Source organism: Actinoplanes sp. NPDC020271 (genome assembly GCF_044388125.1).
Lineage (GTDB): Bacteria > Actinomycetota > Actinomycetes > Mycobacteriales > Micromonosporaceae > Actinoplanes.
Window position 1 is genome coordinate 1 of record NZ_JBIRWQ010000037.1, and the last position, 15,818, is coordinate 15,818.

At 71.8% G+C, this 15,818-nt stretch carries 14 protein-coding genes and 1 pseudogene; 5 read left to right on the forward strand and 10 right to left on the reverse strand.

Translation table 11 applies throughout. The features are described 5' to 3' along the window. A pseudogene (locus ACH442_RS43400) lies at positions 1–402 on the forward strand (hypothetical protein); the annotation flags it as partial. Between the two features lie 85 nt (positions 403–487). On the opposite strand, the gene ACH442_RS43405 reads toward ACH442_RS43400, so the two are convergent. Beyond that, positions 488–898, reverse strand: coding sequence for an RpiB/LacA/LacB family sugar-phosphate isomerase (locus ACH442_RS43405; protein ID WP_396344016.1), 411 nt, complete (start codon positions 896–898; stop codon positions 488–490). 230 nt (positions 899–1,128) lie between these two features. On the opposite strand from ACH442_RS43405, the gene ACH442_RS43410 reads away from it, so the two are divergent. Further along, entirely contained in the window at positions 1,129–1,908 is a 780-nt protein-coding gene (locus tag ACH442_RS43410) for a GNAT family N-acetyltransferase (RefSeq protein ID WP_396344017.1), read from the forward strand. Here ACH442_RS43410 and ACH442_RS43415 read toward each other — a convergent pair. The 4 genes from ACH442_RS43415 to ACH442_RS43430 form a co-directional block, all read right to left on the reverse strand. Further along, positions 1,905–2,612, reverse strand: a complete 708-nt coding sequence (locus ACH442_RS43415) for an SDR family NAD(P)-dependent oxidoreductase (protein ID WP_396344018.1) — start codon at positions 2,610–2,612, stop codon at positions 1,905–1,907. The two genes, ACH442_RS43410 and ACH442_RS43415, sit on opposite strands and share 4 nt — an antisense overlap. Positions 2,613–2,658: 46 nt before the next feature. Next, positions 2,659–3,552 carry a TIGR01777 family oxidoreductase gene (locus tag ACH442_RS43420; RefSeq protein WP_396344019.1) on the reverse strand — a complete coding sequence of 298 codons (894 nt, stop codon included), beginning with the start codon at positions 3,550–3,552 and terminating at the stop codon, positions 2,659–2,661. Between the two features lie 343 nt (positions 3,553–3,895). Beyond that, positions 3,896–5,095, reverse strand: coding sequence for a hypothetical protein (locus ACH442_RS43425; protein WP_396344020.1), 1,200 nt, complete (start codon positions 5,093–5,095; stop codon positions 3,896–3,898). A gap of 194 nt (positions 5,096–5,289) precedes the next feature. Next, the gene (locus ACH442_RS43430; RefSeq protein WP_396344021.1) at positions 5,290–6,381 is read right to left on the reverse strand and encodes a cellulose binding domain-containing protein; all 1,092 of its coding nucleotides are present in this window, start codon (positions 6,379–6,381) and stop codon (positions 5,290–5,292) included. A gap of 115 nt (positions 6,382–6,496) precedes the next feature. Between ACH442_RS43430 and ACH442_RS43435 the strand changes: the two genes are divergently transcribed. Continuing rightward, a complete protein-coding gene (locus ACH442_RS43435; RefSeq protein WP_396344022.1) occupies positions 6,497–7,597 on the forward strand; it encodes an RCC1 domain-containing protein in 1,101 nt (366 codons plus the stop codon). On the opposite strand, the gene ACH442_RS43440 is transcribed toward ACH442_RS43435, so the two are convergent. From ACH442_RS43440 to ACH442_RS43455, 4 genes are all read right to left on the reverse strand, one after another. Further along, on the reverse strand, positions 7,587–8,690 hold the full coding sequence (locus tag ACH442_RS43440; protein ID WP_396344023.1) for a glutamate--cysteine ligase: 1,104 nt from the start codon (positions 8,688–8,690) through the stop codon (positions 7,587–7,589). The two genes, ACH442_RS43435 and ACH442_RS43440, sit on opposite strands and share 11 nt — an antisense overlap. After that, the gene (locus ACH442_RS43445) at positions 8,687–9,664 is read right to left on the reverse strand and encodes a methyltransferase (protein ID WP_396344024.1); all 978 of its coding nucleotides are present in this window, start codon (positions 9,662–9,664) and stop codon (positions 8,687–8,689) included. The genes ACH442_RS43440 and ACH442_RS43445 overlap by 4 nt, the downstream gene beginning before the upstream one ends. Positions 9,665–9,698: 34 nt before the next feature. Beyond that, the gene (locus ACH442_RS43450) at positions 9,699–10,103 is read right to left on the reverse strand and encodes a hypothetical protein (protein WP_396344025.1); all 405 of its coding nucleotides are present in this window, start codon (positions 10,101–10,103) and stop codon (positions 9,699–9,701) included. A 231-nt stretch (positions 10,104–10,334) separates the two neighbouring features. Further along, positions 10,335–11,951, reverse strand: a complete 1,617-nt coding sequence (locus ACH442_RS43455) for a methyl-accepting chemotaxis protein (protein WP_396344026.1) — start codon at positions 11,949–11,951, stop codon at positions 10,335–10,337. An 80-nt stretch (positions 11,952–12,031) separates the two neighbouring features. On the opposite strand from ACH442_RS43455, the gene ACH442_RS43460 reads away from it, so the two are divergent. Together ACH442_RS43460 and ACH442_RS43465 are read left to right on the forward strand one after the other, a co-directional pair. Further along, positions 12,032–13,207 carry an MFS transporter gene (locus tag ACH442_RS43460; protein WP_396344027.1) on the forward strand — a complete coding sequence of 392 codons (1,176 nt, stop codon included), beginning with the start codon at positions 12,032–12,034 and terminating at the stop codon, positions 13,205–13,207. Positions 13,208–13,270: 63 nt separating this feature from the next. Beyond that, a complete protein-coding gene (locus tag ACH442_RS43465; RefSeq protein WP_396344028.1) occupies positions 13,271–14,518 on the forward strand; it encodes a vanadium-dependent haloperoxidase in 1,248 nt (415 codons plus the stop codon). Between the two features lie 4 nt (positions 14,519–14,522). Here ACH442_RS43465 and ACH442_RS43470 read toward each other — a convergent pair whose 3' ends face one another. After that, complete coding sequence (locus ACH442_RS43470) at positions 14,523–15,665, reverse strand: PP2C family protein-serine/threonine phosphatase (protein ID WP_396344029.1); 1,143 nt, start codon at positions 15,663–15,665, stop codon at positions 14,523–14,525. Positions 15,666–15,818 lie beyond the last annotated feature (153 nt).

Genomic DNA, 15,818 nt, shown 5'->3' on the forward strand with positions numbered 1-15,818 from the left:
AAAGGGTTGATTCGGGCGTATCGGCCAGCCGTAGCCGAGATTGCGTGTTCTCAACCCTCCGATAACTCACCTAACGTTATTAAAACGTCCAGTAATGGTGTGACCAGGGTGACATTGGCGGTAAAATCCACTGAAAATATAGGGTTTTCCGAGTTTGCCAACAAGATCAGCTTGGCGGCCTCCGCTGACGGAGGATGCACCGGACGCGGCCATCTCGCCTGGCCGGAGAGCCGCCGCGCCGCGGTGACCGCGCCCACCGGCAATCCGGCGCCGATCGAGACGCGCTGGGGCGCCGACGGCCCCGGGGCCGCGCTCCCCGGCCGGCCCGACACCGTGACCGCGACCCGTCTGCGCCGCCTCAACCCCCTGACCGGAAGTTCCAGCACGGCATCCGCCGGGTGACCCGGTCGCGGCGACTTCGGGCGGGCGGAGGCGCGGGCCGCGTTGACGGGGCTGCTCGGATGGGACGAAGTCGCGGTTGACGGGGTTATTCGAGGGCGGCGATGTTCGAGGCTTCGTCGGGGTCGGGTTCGGGCACGGCCAGGAACGCGCGCAACACCTCGACCGCGACGTCCGGCGCCAGCCGTTTGAGGCTCATCGCCAGGACGTTCGCGTCGTTCCAGAGCCGGGCGCCGCGGGCGATCCACGGGTCCCCGGCCGTCGCCGCACGCACACCGGGCACTTTGTTGGCCGCGATCGCCGTCCCGGTGCCGGTCCAGCACATGACCACGCCGTAGTCAGCCCGCCCCTCGACAACCGCCCGCCCGATGAACCGGCCGAGATCGGGCCAGCTCTCCGCCTCGCTCGGCCGGATCACCTCGTGACCGTCCTCGACCAGGGCCGCGACCACTGCCCGCGTCGTCTCGTTCTCGTCGTCGCTCGCGAACGCCACCCGCATCCGCCCACCTTATGACGCCCGGGACACCCCGCGATCACCCGAGGCCGGTCGCGCCCGGAACGAGGGCGGGGGCCTCCCCGTCCCGTTCCGCCGCGCGCCGCCTCGGCCCGTTGTCCCGCCGACCCGGATCTGGCCGCGCTGACCCGCGACCTGCCGGCCGTCTCAGGAGCAGCCGGGGCAGAGGCAGAAAACCCGTTGCCGGTACGGATGGGTCCTGCTGGGGTGGGTGCGTGAATCGTGAAGAGGTGCTCGCGTTGTTCGACCGGCAGATGCGCCGGGAAGCCCGGCCCGGCAGCCCGGCGTCACGGGTCGACCGTGACGATCGGATCGTCCGGCACGTCGGCGCGGCCGGGGACTGGAACGCCGTGCTGTGGTCCGACCTCGACGAGGAGACCGCCGATGCGGTGATCGACGAGCAGGTGCGGTTCTTCGACGGGCTCGGCGTCGAGGTGGAATGGAAGCTGTACGGTCACGACCGTCCGGCCGACCTCGGAGAGCGCCTGGTCAAGGCCGGTTTCGTGCCGGACGATCCGGAGACGCTGATGGTCGCGCAGATCAGCGGGCTGGATCTGGACGTGTCCCCGCCGGCGGGGGTGCGGCTGGTCCCGGTGACCGACGCGGCCGGAGTGGATCTGATGTTCCGGGCCAGTGAGCAGGCGTTCGACGAGCCCAGCAGGCTGCGGGCGCAGGTGCTGGCGCAGCTGAACGGCGATCCGGAGAACATTCGCGCGTTCGTGGCGATGGCCGGGGACGAGCCGGTGTGCGGGGCGCGGATGGAGCTCAACGCCGGCACGGCCTTCGCCAGTCTGTGGGGCGGTGGCACGGTGCCGGCATGGCAGGGGCGTGGGATCTATCGCGCGCTGGTGGCGCATCGCGCCCGGATCGCCGCGGACCTGGGATATGAGTTCTTACAGGTCGACGCGTCGGACCAGAGCCGCCCGATCCTTCAGCGACTCGGATTCGAGGTGCTCGGCACGACCACGCCGTACGAGCGCAAGCCGGGCTTTTAGAGCTCGACTCCGGTTTCCTCCTTCAACGATCGGAGGAGGAGACCCTGGAAGGACTCGTCGTGCACCGATCGATGCGGCTCGCGCCGCTGCCGGTGGTGCCAGTAACCGCCGCTGGTCAGGGCGTCCGCGTCGTCGCTGGTGACAAGCCACTCCTGGGTACGGTGTCCCAGCTCGAGATCATCGGGGGCGCCGCGCCCGCCCATCCGGGTCGGCACCCAGCCCGGGTCGACCGAGTTGCTGAGCACACCGGGGCGCAGCCGGGCGACGGCCGCCGCGAGGGTGGAGACGTAAAGTTTGCTGTCGGAATAGGAGCCGTCCCACCGGATCACCGGACGGCCGCCGAGGTGCATGCCGCTGCTCAGATAAACCAGGCGCTGGGCCGGCACGAGGGCCGTGAGCAGGTAAGGTGCGATCACGTTGACCGGCATGACCGCCCGGCCGCTGTAGACACCGGCGTTGTGGATCACCGCGTCGAGCGGGGGCGTGTCGTTCAGCTCGGCCGCGACCCGCCGGACGGTGTCGCGGTCCTCGAGGTCGCCGACGACGAGGTGGGCTCCACGGCGTACCAGATGATCGATTGCCGCGGCTCGGGCCGGGGTGCGGGCGTGCACCACGACATCATGTCCCTGCGCCAGCAGCGTCTCCGCCGTGAGCCGGCCGAGCCCGTCCGCCGAGCCGGTGATCAGAATCCGCCGCGCGGTCATGCGACCGGCGCCGAGCCGGGCCGGCCGCTGAGGAGAGTCCGCGCCGTCATGCGATCGCCGCCAGGGCTGCGTCGAGCTCGGGATACTGCCAGCGGAAACCGGCCTGCTCCAGGACCTCCGGGAGCACCCGCTGGCTGCGCCGCGCCTCGCCGCCGAACTCGCCGAGCACCAGGTCGAGCGCGAAACCCGGCACCGCGAACAGCGCCGGGCGGTGCAACACGGCGGCCAGAGCGCGGGTGAACTCGGCGTTCGTGGCCGGGTTCGGCGCGACCAGGTTCACCGGGCCGGCGACGTCGTCGCGGTCGATCAGGAACTCGACGGCGGCCAGCCAGTCTTCGAGCGCGATCCACGGCGTCCACTGCCGGCCCGAGCCGAGCTTCGCCCCGGCGCCGAGCTTGAACAGCGGGACGAGCCGCTGAAGGAAACCACCCTCGCGGTCCAGCGGCAGGCCGGTGCGCAGCAACACGACCCGGGTGCCGGCGTCGGCGGCGGGACGGGCCGCGGCTTCCCAGTCACGGCACAGGTCGGCGAGGAACGTGTCGGCGGGCGGCTCGTTCTCGGTGACGGCGCGGTCGCCGGTGTCGCCGTACCAGCCGACCGCGGACGCCTGCAGCAGCGTGCGCGGCCGATCATCGTCGGGCAGCGCGGCGATCGTCCGGGCGATGGTGCCGGTGCTGTCGAGGCGGCTGTCACGCAGCTTCTGCTTGTAGGCGGCGTCCCACCGGCGGTCGCCGATGCCCGCGCCGGCCAGGTCGATCACGACGTCGGCGTTCGCGACCAGGGCCGGGTCGAGTTCGCCGCGGTCCGGCTGCCAGGTCATCTCGCCCGGGCGCCGGGGTGCACGCCGCACCAGCTGCGTCAGGTCGTGACCACTTGCGGTCAGGCGGGCGGCCAGCTTCGTGCCGAGGAAGCCGGACGCGCCGGCCAGGAGGATTCGCATGCGACACCATTTCCCGAGCGGGCCGACGTTCAAAATTCAACAACCAATCTAGGCGTACGAACATTGAACTCTCAACAAACCAGCCGTGTGGCGTGTCGGACACCGCCCGCTCCGTCGCCCGACCGGCAGATTCGCGACGCCTGACGGTGGTCGCGGCACACCCGGGCGGCGCGGGTGACGTGCGGGTCGGTGTCCGGACCGGGAGGGTGGGCACCGGTCGGCTCGGGACAGCAGGAGTTGCTGGGCGGGCGGGGCGCGGAGCCCCGCCCACGCAAGGGTCAGCCGGGGTGCGGAGCCCCGCCCGCGCAAGGGTCAGCCGGGGTCCGGAGCCCCGCGCGCGAGGTCAGCCGCCGTAGCTGGACTGCTTCACCGCGAACACATTGCGGTGGCCGACCGGCTCCTGCAACGACCACAGCAGATCCGGGTCGTCGGTGTCCTCCCAGTAGCTGATGCTCTCGCCACCAGTGACCCAGGCGTAGGACGAGGGTCCCGCGGCCGGCGTCCAGTAGTACAGCTTCTTGTCGCCGGACGAGTTGAACCACCACCGGTCGTTGTGCGACGCGACGCCGTTCAGCTTGTACCAGGGCAGTTGCAGCGCCTCGGACGCGGTGGTGCTGGCCGCGAACGTGGTGAGGCCGGAGGCGAACGGGAAGCGGACGGCCCGCGGCGCCCGGTTCGGGTACGACGTGCAGCCCGACGAGCAGGTGAACTCGGTCATCACGATGGACGGGTCGGCCCGGTCCAGCGAGATCGTCGACCAGGCCAGCGCGGTGCCGGACGTGGTCGCGGCCGTGATCGTGCCGACCTGCGGCAACACGTACGCGTAGTTGTGCGCGTAGTAGAGGCTGTCGCTCTGCCGGCCGATCTGGCCGGCGTCGCCGGCGGTGCTGGTCTGCAGGATCTTCGCCATGTTGAACACGCGCATGCCGTGCCCGGTGTCGGCGACGTAGAGGTAGTTGCCGTACCAGGAGACGCCACCGGCGTGGATGACGACGTCCTTGAAGCTGGGCGCGTCCGCGGTCCCGGTCGGCTCGACCAGCAGGATCTTGCGGTACTTGTTGGGGTACGTGGCGTCCCAGTCGACCAGCGTGATCCGGCTGCGCGTGGAGTCGCCGTCACAGGCGTCCTTGGTGTACCAGCTGACCAGGACGAGCTGGTGCCCGTCGTAGTTCCCGCTGTTCGCCGTACCGACGGCGTCGCGGCTGGTGGTGATGCCCTGCGGGTAGTTCTTGCAGTCGCCGACGTCGGTGTCGTCGAACTGGAAGCCGGTGCTGTACCCGGCCACGCCCAGCGAGTCGGTGATCGCCTGCCGGTCGTGGTTGGCATTGTCCATCACGTCGGAGACGGTGACCGAGGGCAGCTTCGACGCGAGCGCCGTGTTGAGCGTGTTGTACTTGGTGTAGTTGGCGCTGAGCGTGAACTGCGAGGCGGTCAGTGCCGTCGGCGCCGACGCGGCGAGGGCCGGATCGCCGGCGACCAGCGCGGCGGTGACGGTGACCGTGAGCGCCACGGAGGCCCGTAGCAGTCGTGCGGGTATTGACATACGTTTCCCCAGGCCTAGATCAATATCGGTTGGTGACGATACGCCCGGCCACGATCGGTCTCGAAATCAGGTTCACGTTCTGTTCACCTACAGTGCCAGGAGCCACCGCCCGGCGTCCCGGAACCGGCCCGGGTGGGCAGCTGGTCCCGCACGGGCGGCAGACCGCCGGCCCGCGCGGGACAAGGTTCTGACGGTCAGGCGCGGCTGCAGGCCGTGCCGTTGAGCGTGAAGGCGGACGGGCTCGCGAACGATCCGCTGTACGTGCCCTGGAACCCGAACGACGTGCTGCCACCGGCCGGAATGCTGCCGTTGTGCTCGGCGTTGCGGGCCACCAGAGCCCCGGACGTGCCGCTCAGCGCGGTGTTCCAGGAGCCGGTCACGGCCTGCCCGCCGGGCAGGGTGAACCCGAGCGCCCAGCCGTTCAGGGCGCTGCTGCCGGTGTTGGCCACGGTCACCGTCGCGGTGAACCCGTTGTTCCAGACGTTGGTCGCGTACGTGACCTTGCAGGAGCTCGTCGGGACGGGCGGTGTCGTGGTGCCTCCTCCCCCGCCGTTGACCGTGGCGGAGAAGTTGGTGACGGCCAGCCCGGCGCCGCCGATCCACGGCTCGAATCCGGCCTGGATGCTGGTCAGGTACCACGAGCTGGTGATCGCGCCGCGGTTCTTCACGTCGTTGACGAAGTCGAGGACGCTGAAGCTCCAGCTGGTGATCGGTGACGGCGCGACGTAGGAGACGACGGCGTTGGATCCGTTGCTGCCCTGCCACACCTGCCAGCTGCGCCCGCCGATGGTGGTGGTGCCGACCACCGAACCGATCGGCTGGATCGAGCCCTGCCGGTTGAACCAGATCATGATTTCCTGCGCGTTGACGCCGTCCTTGCGCGGCGACGGGTCGAGCCAGATGTCGTACGCCGCGTCGTAGGTCGCCCCGGACACGTAGGAGTAGCTGATGCTGCTGGTGGCGCTGCTGATCGCGCTGACCTGGATCGGCAGATTGGTCCCGGGCGAGCAGTTGGTGTAGTGGCATCCGTAGAAGATGGCCGGGTAGGACACCGGGGCGCCGCTGGTGCTGCCGGTGCCCTGCTGGCTGGCGATCGAGAAGCCGGTGCCGGTGACGTTGATGCACTGCTCGGCGCTGGTGCCCCAGCGGTTGTTCATCACGACGTAGCGACCGCCGACGGTGGTCGATCCGTACTGCTCGCAGATCCGGGTGTCGGCCCGGGCCGGTTGAGCGATGACGAGCCCGCTGATGAGGGCGAGGAGGAGGACGAGGAGCGAACGTCTCATGGGGAGCTCCTTTCGGGACATGGGAGCGCTCCCAGAGAACCATAGTCAAAGACCGCCGTCGATGGTAGGAAGAAGGTCCGGGAGCGCTCCCAAACCGGAAAAGAGGACTTACCACGTGAAAACCGCGTTCATCGCCATCGTCCTGGCCGTGCTCGCCCTGGCCAGCCCAGCCGCCGCCTCGTCCGGCGCCGGCTACTCCCACACCTGCGTCGTGCAGAGTGGTTCGCTGTGGTGCTGGGGTGGCAACGCCAGCGGCCAGCTCGGCGACGGCACCACCACCGGCCGCACCACACCGGCCCGGATCGGGGACGTCACCACCTGGGCCGCCGTCGACGCCGGCACCAGTTACACCTGCGCCACCCGCACCGACGGTTCGCTGTGGTGCTGGGGCGCCAACACCCGCGGTCAACTCGGCGACGGGACAACCACCAAGAAGCTTTCCCCGGTACGCGTCGGCACCGCCACCACCTGGGCCTCCGTCAGTGCCGGCGACGCACACACCTGCGCCACCCGCACCGACGGCACCCTCTGGTGCTGGGGCTTCAACCGGCTCGGGCAGCTCGGCACCGACCCGTCCACCGTCTACACCGCGACCACCCCGCGCCAGGTCGGCACCGCCACCAACTGGGCGACGGTCTCCACCGGCTTCGGGCACACCTGTGCGACCCGCACCGACGGCACGCTGTGGTGCTGGGGCGACAACGGCGACGGGCAGCTCGGCCTCGGCACCCGGCTGGCGTCCACCGCGCCCGCCCAGGTCGGGACCGGGACCACGTGGGCTGCGGTGACCGCCGGCTACGCGTTCAACTGCGCTACCCGCACCGACCACACGCTGTGGTGCTGGGGCGACAACGGATACGGGCAGCTGGGCACCGGGACCACGTACCAGACCGCGCCGGTGCAGGTCGGGACCGCGAACACCTGGACGCGGGCCGACGCCGGGTTCAACACCGTGTGCGCGTCGCGCTCCGACGGCAGCCTGTGGTGCTGGGGCAACAACTCACAGGGCCAGCTCGGCGACGGCACCACCGTCAACCGGGGCGTCCCGACGCGGGTCGGCACCGCGACCACCTGGACGGACGATCACGTGACGGGCTATCACACCTGCTCCGTCCGTACCGACGCAAGCCTCTGGTGTTGGGGGAACAACGCGAGCGGCCAGCTCGGCGACGGGACCACCACCACCCGGCCGGCGCCCGCGCAGATCACTCTGTAGCGAGCGCGGCCAGCCGGTCCAGCATCCGGGGCACGGTCGCGGTGGCGAGCAGGCGTCGCTGGCGGGTGGCGCCGGTGCCCTCGCGCCGCGTCCGGTCCAGACCGGAAATGACCAGGTCCAGGTCGTCGTGGCGGCGCAGGGCCGGGGTGACGCGGTCGACCAGCGCGGCGACCGCGTCCCAGGCCGGGACCGCACGGCCGGTCGCCGGGTCGAGCAGGCCGGCGTCGAGACCGCAGCGCGCGGCGTTCCAGTGGGCGGCGCGCACCAGCACATCGGGCAGCACGGGCGCGGGACGGCCGGCCACGGCCTCCCGCGCCGCGGTGTCCACCAGAGCCCGGACCAGGGCCGCGACCAGCACGGTGTCCCCGGTCCCGGGGCAGACGTCGGCGACCCGGACCTCCACGGTCGGGAACGTCGCCGACGGCCGGGCCCACCACAGCACCATCGAGGCGTCCATCATCGCGCCGGCGGAGATCAAGGCTTCCACGGTACGGCGGTACTCCTCGAAGCCGGCGAAATGCGGCCACGGTCCGAGGCTCGGCCACCGCTCCAGTTGCGCCGACCGCCAACTGGCGAACCCGGTGTCGGCCCCCTCGAAGATCGGTGAGTTCGCCGCCAGGGCCTGGATGATCGGCAGGTCCCCGCGCAGCCGGGCGCAGACCGCGACCGCGAGCTCCTCGTCGGGCACCCCGACGTGCACGTGACAGCCGCAGACCGCGGGGTCGCGCGCGATCGGCCCGTAGTGCGCGACGATCGCCCGGAACCGCGCGTCGTCGGCCGGCTCGGGGAAACGCTCGGCGACCGGGGTGGCACCGACCGGGACCAGCACCGCCCCGGCCGCGACCGCCGACTCCGCTGCCGCCCGGCGGTTGACCAGCAGCTGCCCGGCCAACTCGGCCGACTCGGTGCAGACGTCGCTGACCATCTCCAGCATGCTCGGGCGGAACTCCCGGCGACTGCGCCGCCGCAACACCTCGGGCAGTGCGGCGACGACCTTCTCGGCCACCGGCGCGTTCTCCCCGCCCCGCGGTTCCAGCAGCAGGAACTCCTCCTCGACGCCGACAGTCAGCCGGTCCGGCAGGATCGTCGTCACCGGGTGCGGGTGGCGGTCAGCAGGACCACGGCGATGCGCTCGGCCGTGTCGTAGGCCGGCCCGTCCAGTTCCTCGCCGTAGACGTCCGGATCCACCTCCCGGTACGACCAGACCAGCCCCGGCTCGACGAGCCGTTCCTGGGCGGCGTGCCGCAGCGGGTCCCAGCCGCCGACGATGCCGGTGCCGCTGAACAGCACCAGCGAACCGCCCGGGGCCAGCCGCTCGGTGGCCGCGTCGACGATCCGCAGCGACAGGTCGTTGCCGTCCGGACCACCGCCGTCGCGGTACGCGCGCCCAGCCGGGTCGATCATGAACGGTGGGTTCGAGATGATCAGGTCGAACTCGCCGTCGACGCCACCGAGCAGGTCACTGCGGACCGGCTGGACCCGATCGGTTCCGGCCAGCACCGCGTTGACCCGGGTGAAGCGCAGCGCCCGGTCGTTGATGTCCACCCCGAAGACCTCGGCCTCGGGGGCCCGCTTGGCCACCGCGATCGCCCCGGCGCCGGTACCGCAGCCGATGTCGACGGCCCGGCGGACCGGCTGCCCACGGTCGTGGACGTGGGCCGACGCCGCGTCGGCCATCCGGTAGGTGTCCGGGCCGAAGAAGACCGAGTCGGCCGCGGCCGTCGGGAACGCCGAGTGCACGAAGATCTCCCCGTCGTAGGAGGAGAACCGCACGCGGCTGCGCCACAGGTCACCGCAGGGCTCCAGCGCGTCCGCCACCTCCAGCAGCGCCAGGAGGCCCAGCGGCAGCACGTCCGCCGCGAACGGGCGGCTCCACCCGAAGACATCCCGCAGATCACGAGCGACTTCATTGCCCGTACGGCCGTTGACCCGCGCGTGCGTCGCCGGCGTCACCGTCGTGAAGTGGTACCCGCCGCTCCGCAGAGCCAGGCCCAGCTCGATCAGCGCCTCGTCGGCGGCCCCCGCCCGTGCGCCGGAACTCGCCGGAGAAGTCTCGGTCGTCGTCATGCAGCGCCGCATTCCCCGCGACGCCCGGAATATGTCACGGTCGTGGCGACGTCCGCGTCCACGCCCGTTCCCCGCGCCGCCCGGTCGCCGCCACACAGCGCGGGCAGATGTACCGCACCTGATCCTCGATGGTGATCACGTCCGTCCCGCGAAAGTCGAACGGCACGTGCGGGAACCGCCGCAGCCGAGTCCGGCTCAGTGCCGGCCCGCACGCCGTCTGATTCCGGCCCGGACTCCACGCGTGCACCTCGCCCTCGGGCTGCCGGATCCCGTCGTCACCGATCCACTCACTCGACGACGACCCGATCGAGCGCGGCGCCGAGGACGACACCGGCGTGCCGGTCACCCCGAGCGACGTCGACGTGAGCCGCCAGCCGCCGAGCGAGCCCGGCGACGACGCGGCCGGCGTCACCACCACCGAGCCGCCGGACTGATCCACCGGCCCGCGCGAAGGCCCGGACCACGGCGGTCCGGGCCTCCGTCGGTCCTCGCCCACCGTGCTCTCCGAGTCCGAGCCGCTGAACGTGCTGCGCCGGCGGGCGCCTCCCGGCCGGGCCTCATGGTGGCGAATCGCCGACCACCGAGCAGCGCACCGAGGACGCCCACCCGACCGAGGCGCCGCACGGCAGCCCGGACCGGAACGCGGACCGGCCGACGGCGGCGGACCGGCTCAGGCCGCGTAGCGGAACCGCGAGACCAGGTTGCGCAGGTCGCTGGACATCCGGGCCAGCTCGGTGGTGGCCTCCTGGGCCTGGGTGACGCCCTCGGTGGTCTGCTGCGCGGCGAGCGCGACCGTGGCCACGTTCGACGCGATCTGCTCGGCGTTGACGGCGGTGTCGGAGATGCTGCGGTTCATCTCGCCCGTGGTCGCGGTCTGCTCCTCGACCGCGGAGGCGATCGCGGTCTGGTAGTCGCTGACCCGGGCGATGATCGTGGCGATCTCGCCGATCGCGGCGACCGCCTTCTCGGTACCGCTGCGGATCGCGTCGACGCGGCGGGTGACGTCCTCGGTGGCGCGGGCGGTCTCCTGCGCGAGGTCCTTCACCTCCGAGGCCACCACCGCGAAACCCTTGCCGAGCTCACCGGCGCGGGCGGCCTCGATCGTCGCGTTCAGCGCGAGGAGGTTGGTCTGCTCGGCGATCGACGTGATCGTCTCGACCACCTCGCCGATCTCTCGCGACGACTGGCCGAGCGCGGCGATCGTCGTGTTCGCGGCCTGCGCGGCCTCGACCGCCGAGCCGACGACCGCGCTGGCCTCGGTGGTCGAGTGCGAGATCTCGCGGATCGCGGCGCCCATCTGTTCGCTGCCGGCCGAGACGGTCTGCACGTTCAGCGACACCTGGTCGGTCGCGCCGGCCACGGCCTGCGCCTGTACCGCGGACTCCTCGGCGGACGCGGCGATCTGCGCGGACGTGTTCGTCATCTGCTCGGCCGCCGCCGCCAGCGACGTGGCCGAGTCGTCGATGGTGTGCATCGCCGCGCCGAGCGAGTCCACGCTCGTGCGCAGCGCGGTGGCCATCGCGGCGATCTCGTCGCGCCCGGTGACCTCGACCGGCGTGGCCAGGTCACCGCCGGCGAGCAGGTCCAGCCGGCGGCGCACCCGGTCGACAGGCCGGGTCACCGAGCGGGTGACCACGACCGCGAGCAGGATCGCGATGACCGCCGCGGCCGAACCGGCGACCCAGATCAGCAGCGAGCCGTTGCGCTGCGACCGGTCGGCGCCGGCCCGGGCGGTGGTGAAGTCGGCGACGGCGACGGTGACGACGCCGTCGAGCACCGTGCCGATCTGCTGGAAGATGTCGATCTCGCGGCCGATCACCAGGGCGTCGGCCTGTTTGACGGCGGCCGTCGTGCCCTTGCCGTAGAGCTGGGCGATCTGCGTGTCGACGGAGAGGAACTCGTCGGCGAGCCTGGTGATCCGGGTCAGCTCGTCCCGTTCGGTGGCGTCGGTGGCGTCGGCCGCGGCGTCGGTCACGATCGTCCAGAACGACGCGATCGAGGCGAGGAAGGACGCGCGGGACGCGCCGGTGTCCTGAGCGGCGCCGGCAACGCCGCGGTGGACATCGAAGGCGTACGCGGTCTGCCAGCCGTTGAAGTCGGCGGCCCGGAACTTGGCGTCCTTCATCAGCTCGACGAACCGCTGCGCGCGGGCCATCCGGTCCGCGGCGTCACCCTGGTGCTTCGACGTGGACAAGGCGGTGGTCATCACGATCAGCAACAGCACCACGACCACCGCGAAGGCGGTGGCCAGCCGCGAGCCCAGCCGGACCCGGTTGAGGATGGTCACACTCGCATGATGAGTCACCGGCCCGATCTTCGGGCGCGGTTCGGGTTGCGGCCGGGGTGGGGCGGGGACAGACTTGGCTTGTGTACCGTTACACAGAACAGGTCTTCGTCCGGGACGCGCCCACCGTGCTGTCCTACGCAACCCTGGGTTGCTTCACCTTCTGGCTGTACGCGTTCGGGCCGGCGGTCACGCTGCTCCGCACCGAGCTCGGCTTCTCGTACACGCTGCTCGGCGTCTACGAGGTGGTCTTGTCCCTGGGCGCGGCGGTGGCCGGGGCCAGCTTCGCGTGGTTCGCCCGCCGGCTGTCGCGCGGCGCGCTGCTCTGGTCCTCGGCCCTGGCCACGATCGCCGGGGCCGGGCTGTTCACCCTGGTCCGCTCCGTGCCCGGCACCCTCGTCGCGGCCGGGCTGTTCGGAATGGCCGGGGCGACGCTGCTCACGGTCATCCAGGCCGTCCTCTCCGACCGGCACGGCAGCCGGCGCGACCGGGCACTGACCGAGGCGAACATCGGCGCGGGCGCGTCCGCGGTGCTCGCGCCGCTCGTGCTCGGTGCGCTCGCGGCCGGGGTGCTGGGCTGGCGGGCGACGTTCGCGCTGCCGGCCGTGGTGCTGGTGGTGCTCTACCTGCGCTATCGGCGGGAGCCGCTGCCCGCCCCGGCTCACTCCGAGGTGGGAGCGGGACGTTCCGGGCGGCTACCGGCGGCCTGCTGGCTCTTCGCGCTGCTGACCGCGTTCGGCTCGGCGATCGAGTTCTGCCTGGTCTACTTCGCGCCGCAACTGCTGGTGCACACCGGCATGACGGCGACCGCGGCGAGCACCGCGCTGAGCGCCAATTACCTGGGCATCCTGCTCGGACGAGTCGGCGGGGCACGGGTCACGCGCGCGGAAGGCCGTACCGTAATGATTCTTTCGATCTCCCTGGTGGTGACCGCGGTCGGCTTCGCGCTCTTCTGGCTGCCGGACCAGCCGATCCTCGCCGTGACCGGCCTGTTCGTGTGCGGCGTGGGGATCGCCAACCTGTATCCGCTGGCGATGGCACTGACCCTGGACGCGTCCGACGGCCGCGAGGACCGGGCCAACGCCCGCTCGCAGGTGGTCCTCGGGCTGGTCGCCGCGGCCTCGCCCTATCTGCTCGGGGCGCTCGCCGACGGGTACGGGCTGGCAACCGGTTTCGCCGTGGTGCCGGCGTTGATCGTTCTCTCCGCGCTGCTGCTCCGCAGCGGCCTGGGCCTGCGCACCCGGGCCGCGGCGGCGTGACCGGGCCAGTCATGTTGGCTACACAACGCCGCCGGGGTACGGCCGGTACGGCACCGTGGGACCGTGAAGAAGCTGCTGCTCATCGCCACTTTGGTGCTGGCCGGTACCGCAGCCGGCACACCGGCGGCCGCGCACCCGACGCGGCCGGACCTCGACAGCGTTCGTGTCTGGAACGAACTGACCCTCTCCGCCGTCCGCGTCACCCGGGCCGGTGACGCCGACGCCGCCCGCCTCTACGCGATGGTCGACGCCGCGATCTTCGACGCGGTCAACGGGCTGCGCTCCGGTCGCGACCACCACCGGCCCGTGCTGGTCGCCGGGACCGGGCCGCGCGGTGCCGACCCGCAGGCCGCCGCGGCCGGCGCGGCCCACGCGGTGCTCGTCCGCGCCGACGCCGAGCGCGCCGCCACCTACGACGCGCAACTCGCCGCCGACCTCGCCCGGCTCGGCCCCGGCACGCCCGTCACCCGGGGTGCGGTCTGGGGTGACACCGTCGGCATCGCGGTCGTCGACGCCCGCGCCGGCGACGGCTCACGACCCGTCGAGACGCAGACCGCGGGCGCCGGGCCCGGAGTGTTCCGCGCCGACTGGTCCGGAGTGCAGTACCGCAACGTGCGGCCGTTCGCCGTCGCCGACCCGGCCCGCTACCTGCCCGGACCGCCGCCCGCGTTGACCAGCGCGGCCTACGTGCAGGCCTTCGACGAGGTCAAGACACTCGGAGACGGGGCGGTGGCGGCACCCGACCTGCTCGCCACCTACCAGTTCTGGTCGCTGCCGGCCGGCTCGGTGCAGCCGCCCGGCGAATGGTTGCGCATCGCCCTGACCGTTTCCGCCCAGCGCCGGCTGCCGCTGGCCGAACAAGCCCGGCTCACCGCGCTGCTGACCGTCGCGCTCGCCGACACGACGATCCCGACGGTCGCGGCCAAATTCACCTACCGGCACTGGCGGCCGACCACCGCGATCCGGGAAGCCGGCACCGACGGGAACGCGGCCACCGTGCCGGACCCGGCCTGGACCGCGCGGGCCGGGAGCGTCGGCGGCACCCCCGAGTACGTGTCCGGGCACAGCGCGTACAGCCGGGCGGCGGCGACCGTGCTCGCCGGGTACTTCCGGACCGACAGGATCACGTTCACGCACGCCACGGACACGGCGCCGGGTGGGGTGGCGCGGACGTACCCGGGTTTCTCGGCCGCGGCGGACGAGGCGGGGCGGTCCCGGATCTACGGTGGGCAGCACTTCCCGTTCAGTGACGTGGCCGCGCAGACGATCGGGCGGGGCGTCGCCACGGAGGTTCTGACCCGACTCCGGTGACGGCTCAGTGACGGCGCCACTGCAGCAGCGCGGCGGTGGCGTCGTCGCGCAGTTCGCCTTCCTCGTACGACACGATCGCCTGGATCAACCGGCGCATCAGCTCCGGGGCCGGGGCGCCGGAGCGCAGCCCGTCGAGCAGGAACTCGCCGAGCCGTTCGACGCCGAACAACACGCCCGACGCGTCGCGCGCCTCGGTGATCCCGTCGGTGTAGAAGACCAGCGTGTCCCCCGGCTCCAACTGCGCCTCGACGACCCGTGGCAGCCGGGACAGCATGTGCCCCAGCCCGAGCGGCAGCGTGTTCGGGGTCGGGAGCTGCGGCAGCGTGCCGCCGTCACGCAGGAGCAGCTCGGCCGGGTGACCGGCGCTGATCCGCCGGTACGCCCCCGTGCCCATCTCCAGCTCGGCCAGCAGCGCGGTCACGAACGACCCCGGGTACTGCGCGCGGATCCACTTGTCGATCGACCGGCACGTGTCGACCAGCGTCAAACCGGAACGGCGGGCATTACGGTACGTGTTCAACGCCAGTGTCGTGAGCGCGCTGGCACTGATCCCGTGCCCGACCGTGTCGAAGAGCGCGACGTGCAGGACGTCCCCGTTCGACGCATAGTCGAACGCGTCGCCGCCCACCTCGTAGCAGGGTTCCAGCACCGCGGTGACCAGCGTACCGTCCACCGCGAACGTCAGCGGCGGCAACTGATTCCAGATGATCTCCGCAGCGAGTTGCATGGGCATCCGCCGCCGGGTGTGCTCGACCGCGTCGCCGTAGAACCGGCGGCTCGCGATCAGCTCCGCGATCAGCGCGGCGATGACGCCGAGGTCGTGCAGCGCCTCCTCGGACGGGTACGCCTTCACCCGCAGCTCCAGGACGCCGAGCCGCTCGGCGCCGTGCAGCAGCGGAATCCACAACAGGCCGTCACCCCACTGCGGCTCGGCCGTCGTGAACGCCCGGCCGGCCGCCGAGTCCTCCACCACGTACGAGGCCGCCGAGTCAGGGCGCAGCGGGTGCAGGCCCACCTGGGCGTAATCGACGAGCAGCACGGTGGCCGACTCCGCGTCCAGCAGCGGGGCAGCCACCGCGAGCACGTCGGGCAGATCCTCGGCGCGACCACGGTGCCGCAGATCCATGAGCCGGCGAACGGCCTCCATTGACGCGAGCATCGCCTTATCTTCCAACCGCGGGCCCGGGCGCGCACCTACCCGGACGGTCCGCCACGAACCTGTGATCGGCACGGCGCAGGCCGACCGCCCACGTGTTGCGTCCGGGCCGCCACCAATCGTGCGGGACCGGGCTCCGGAACC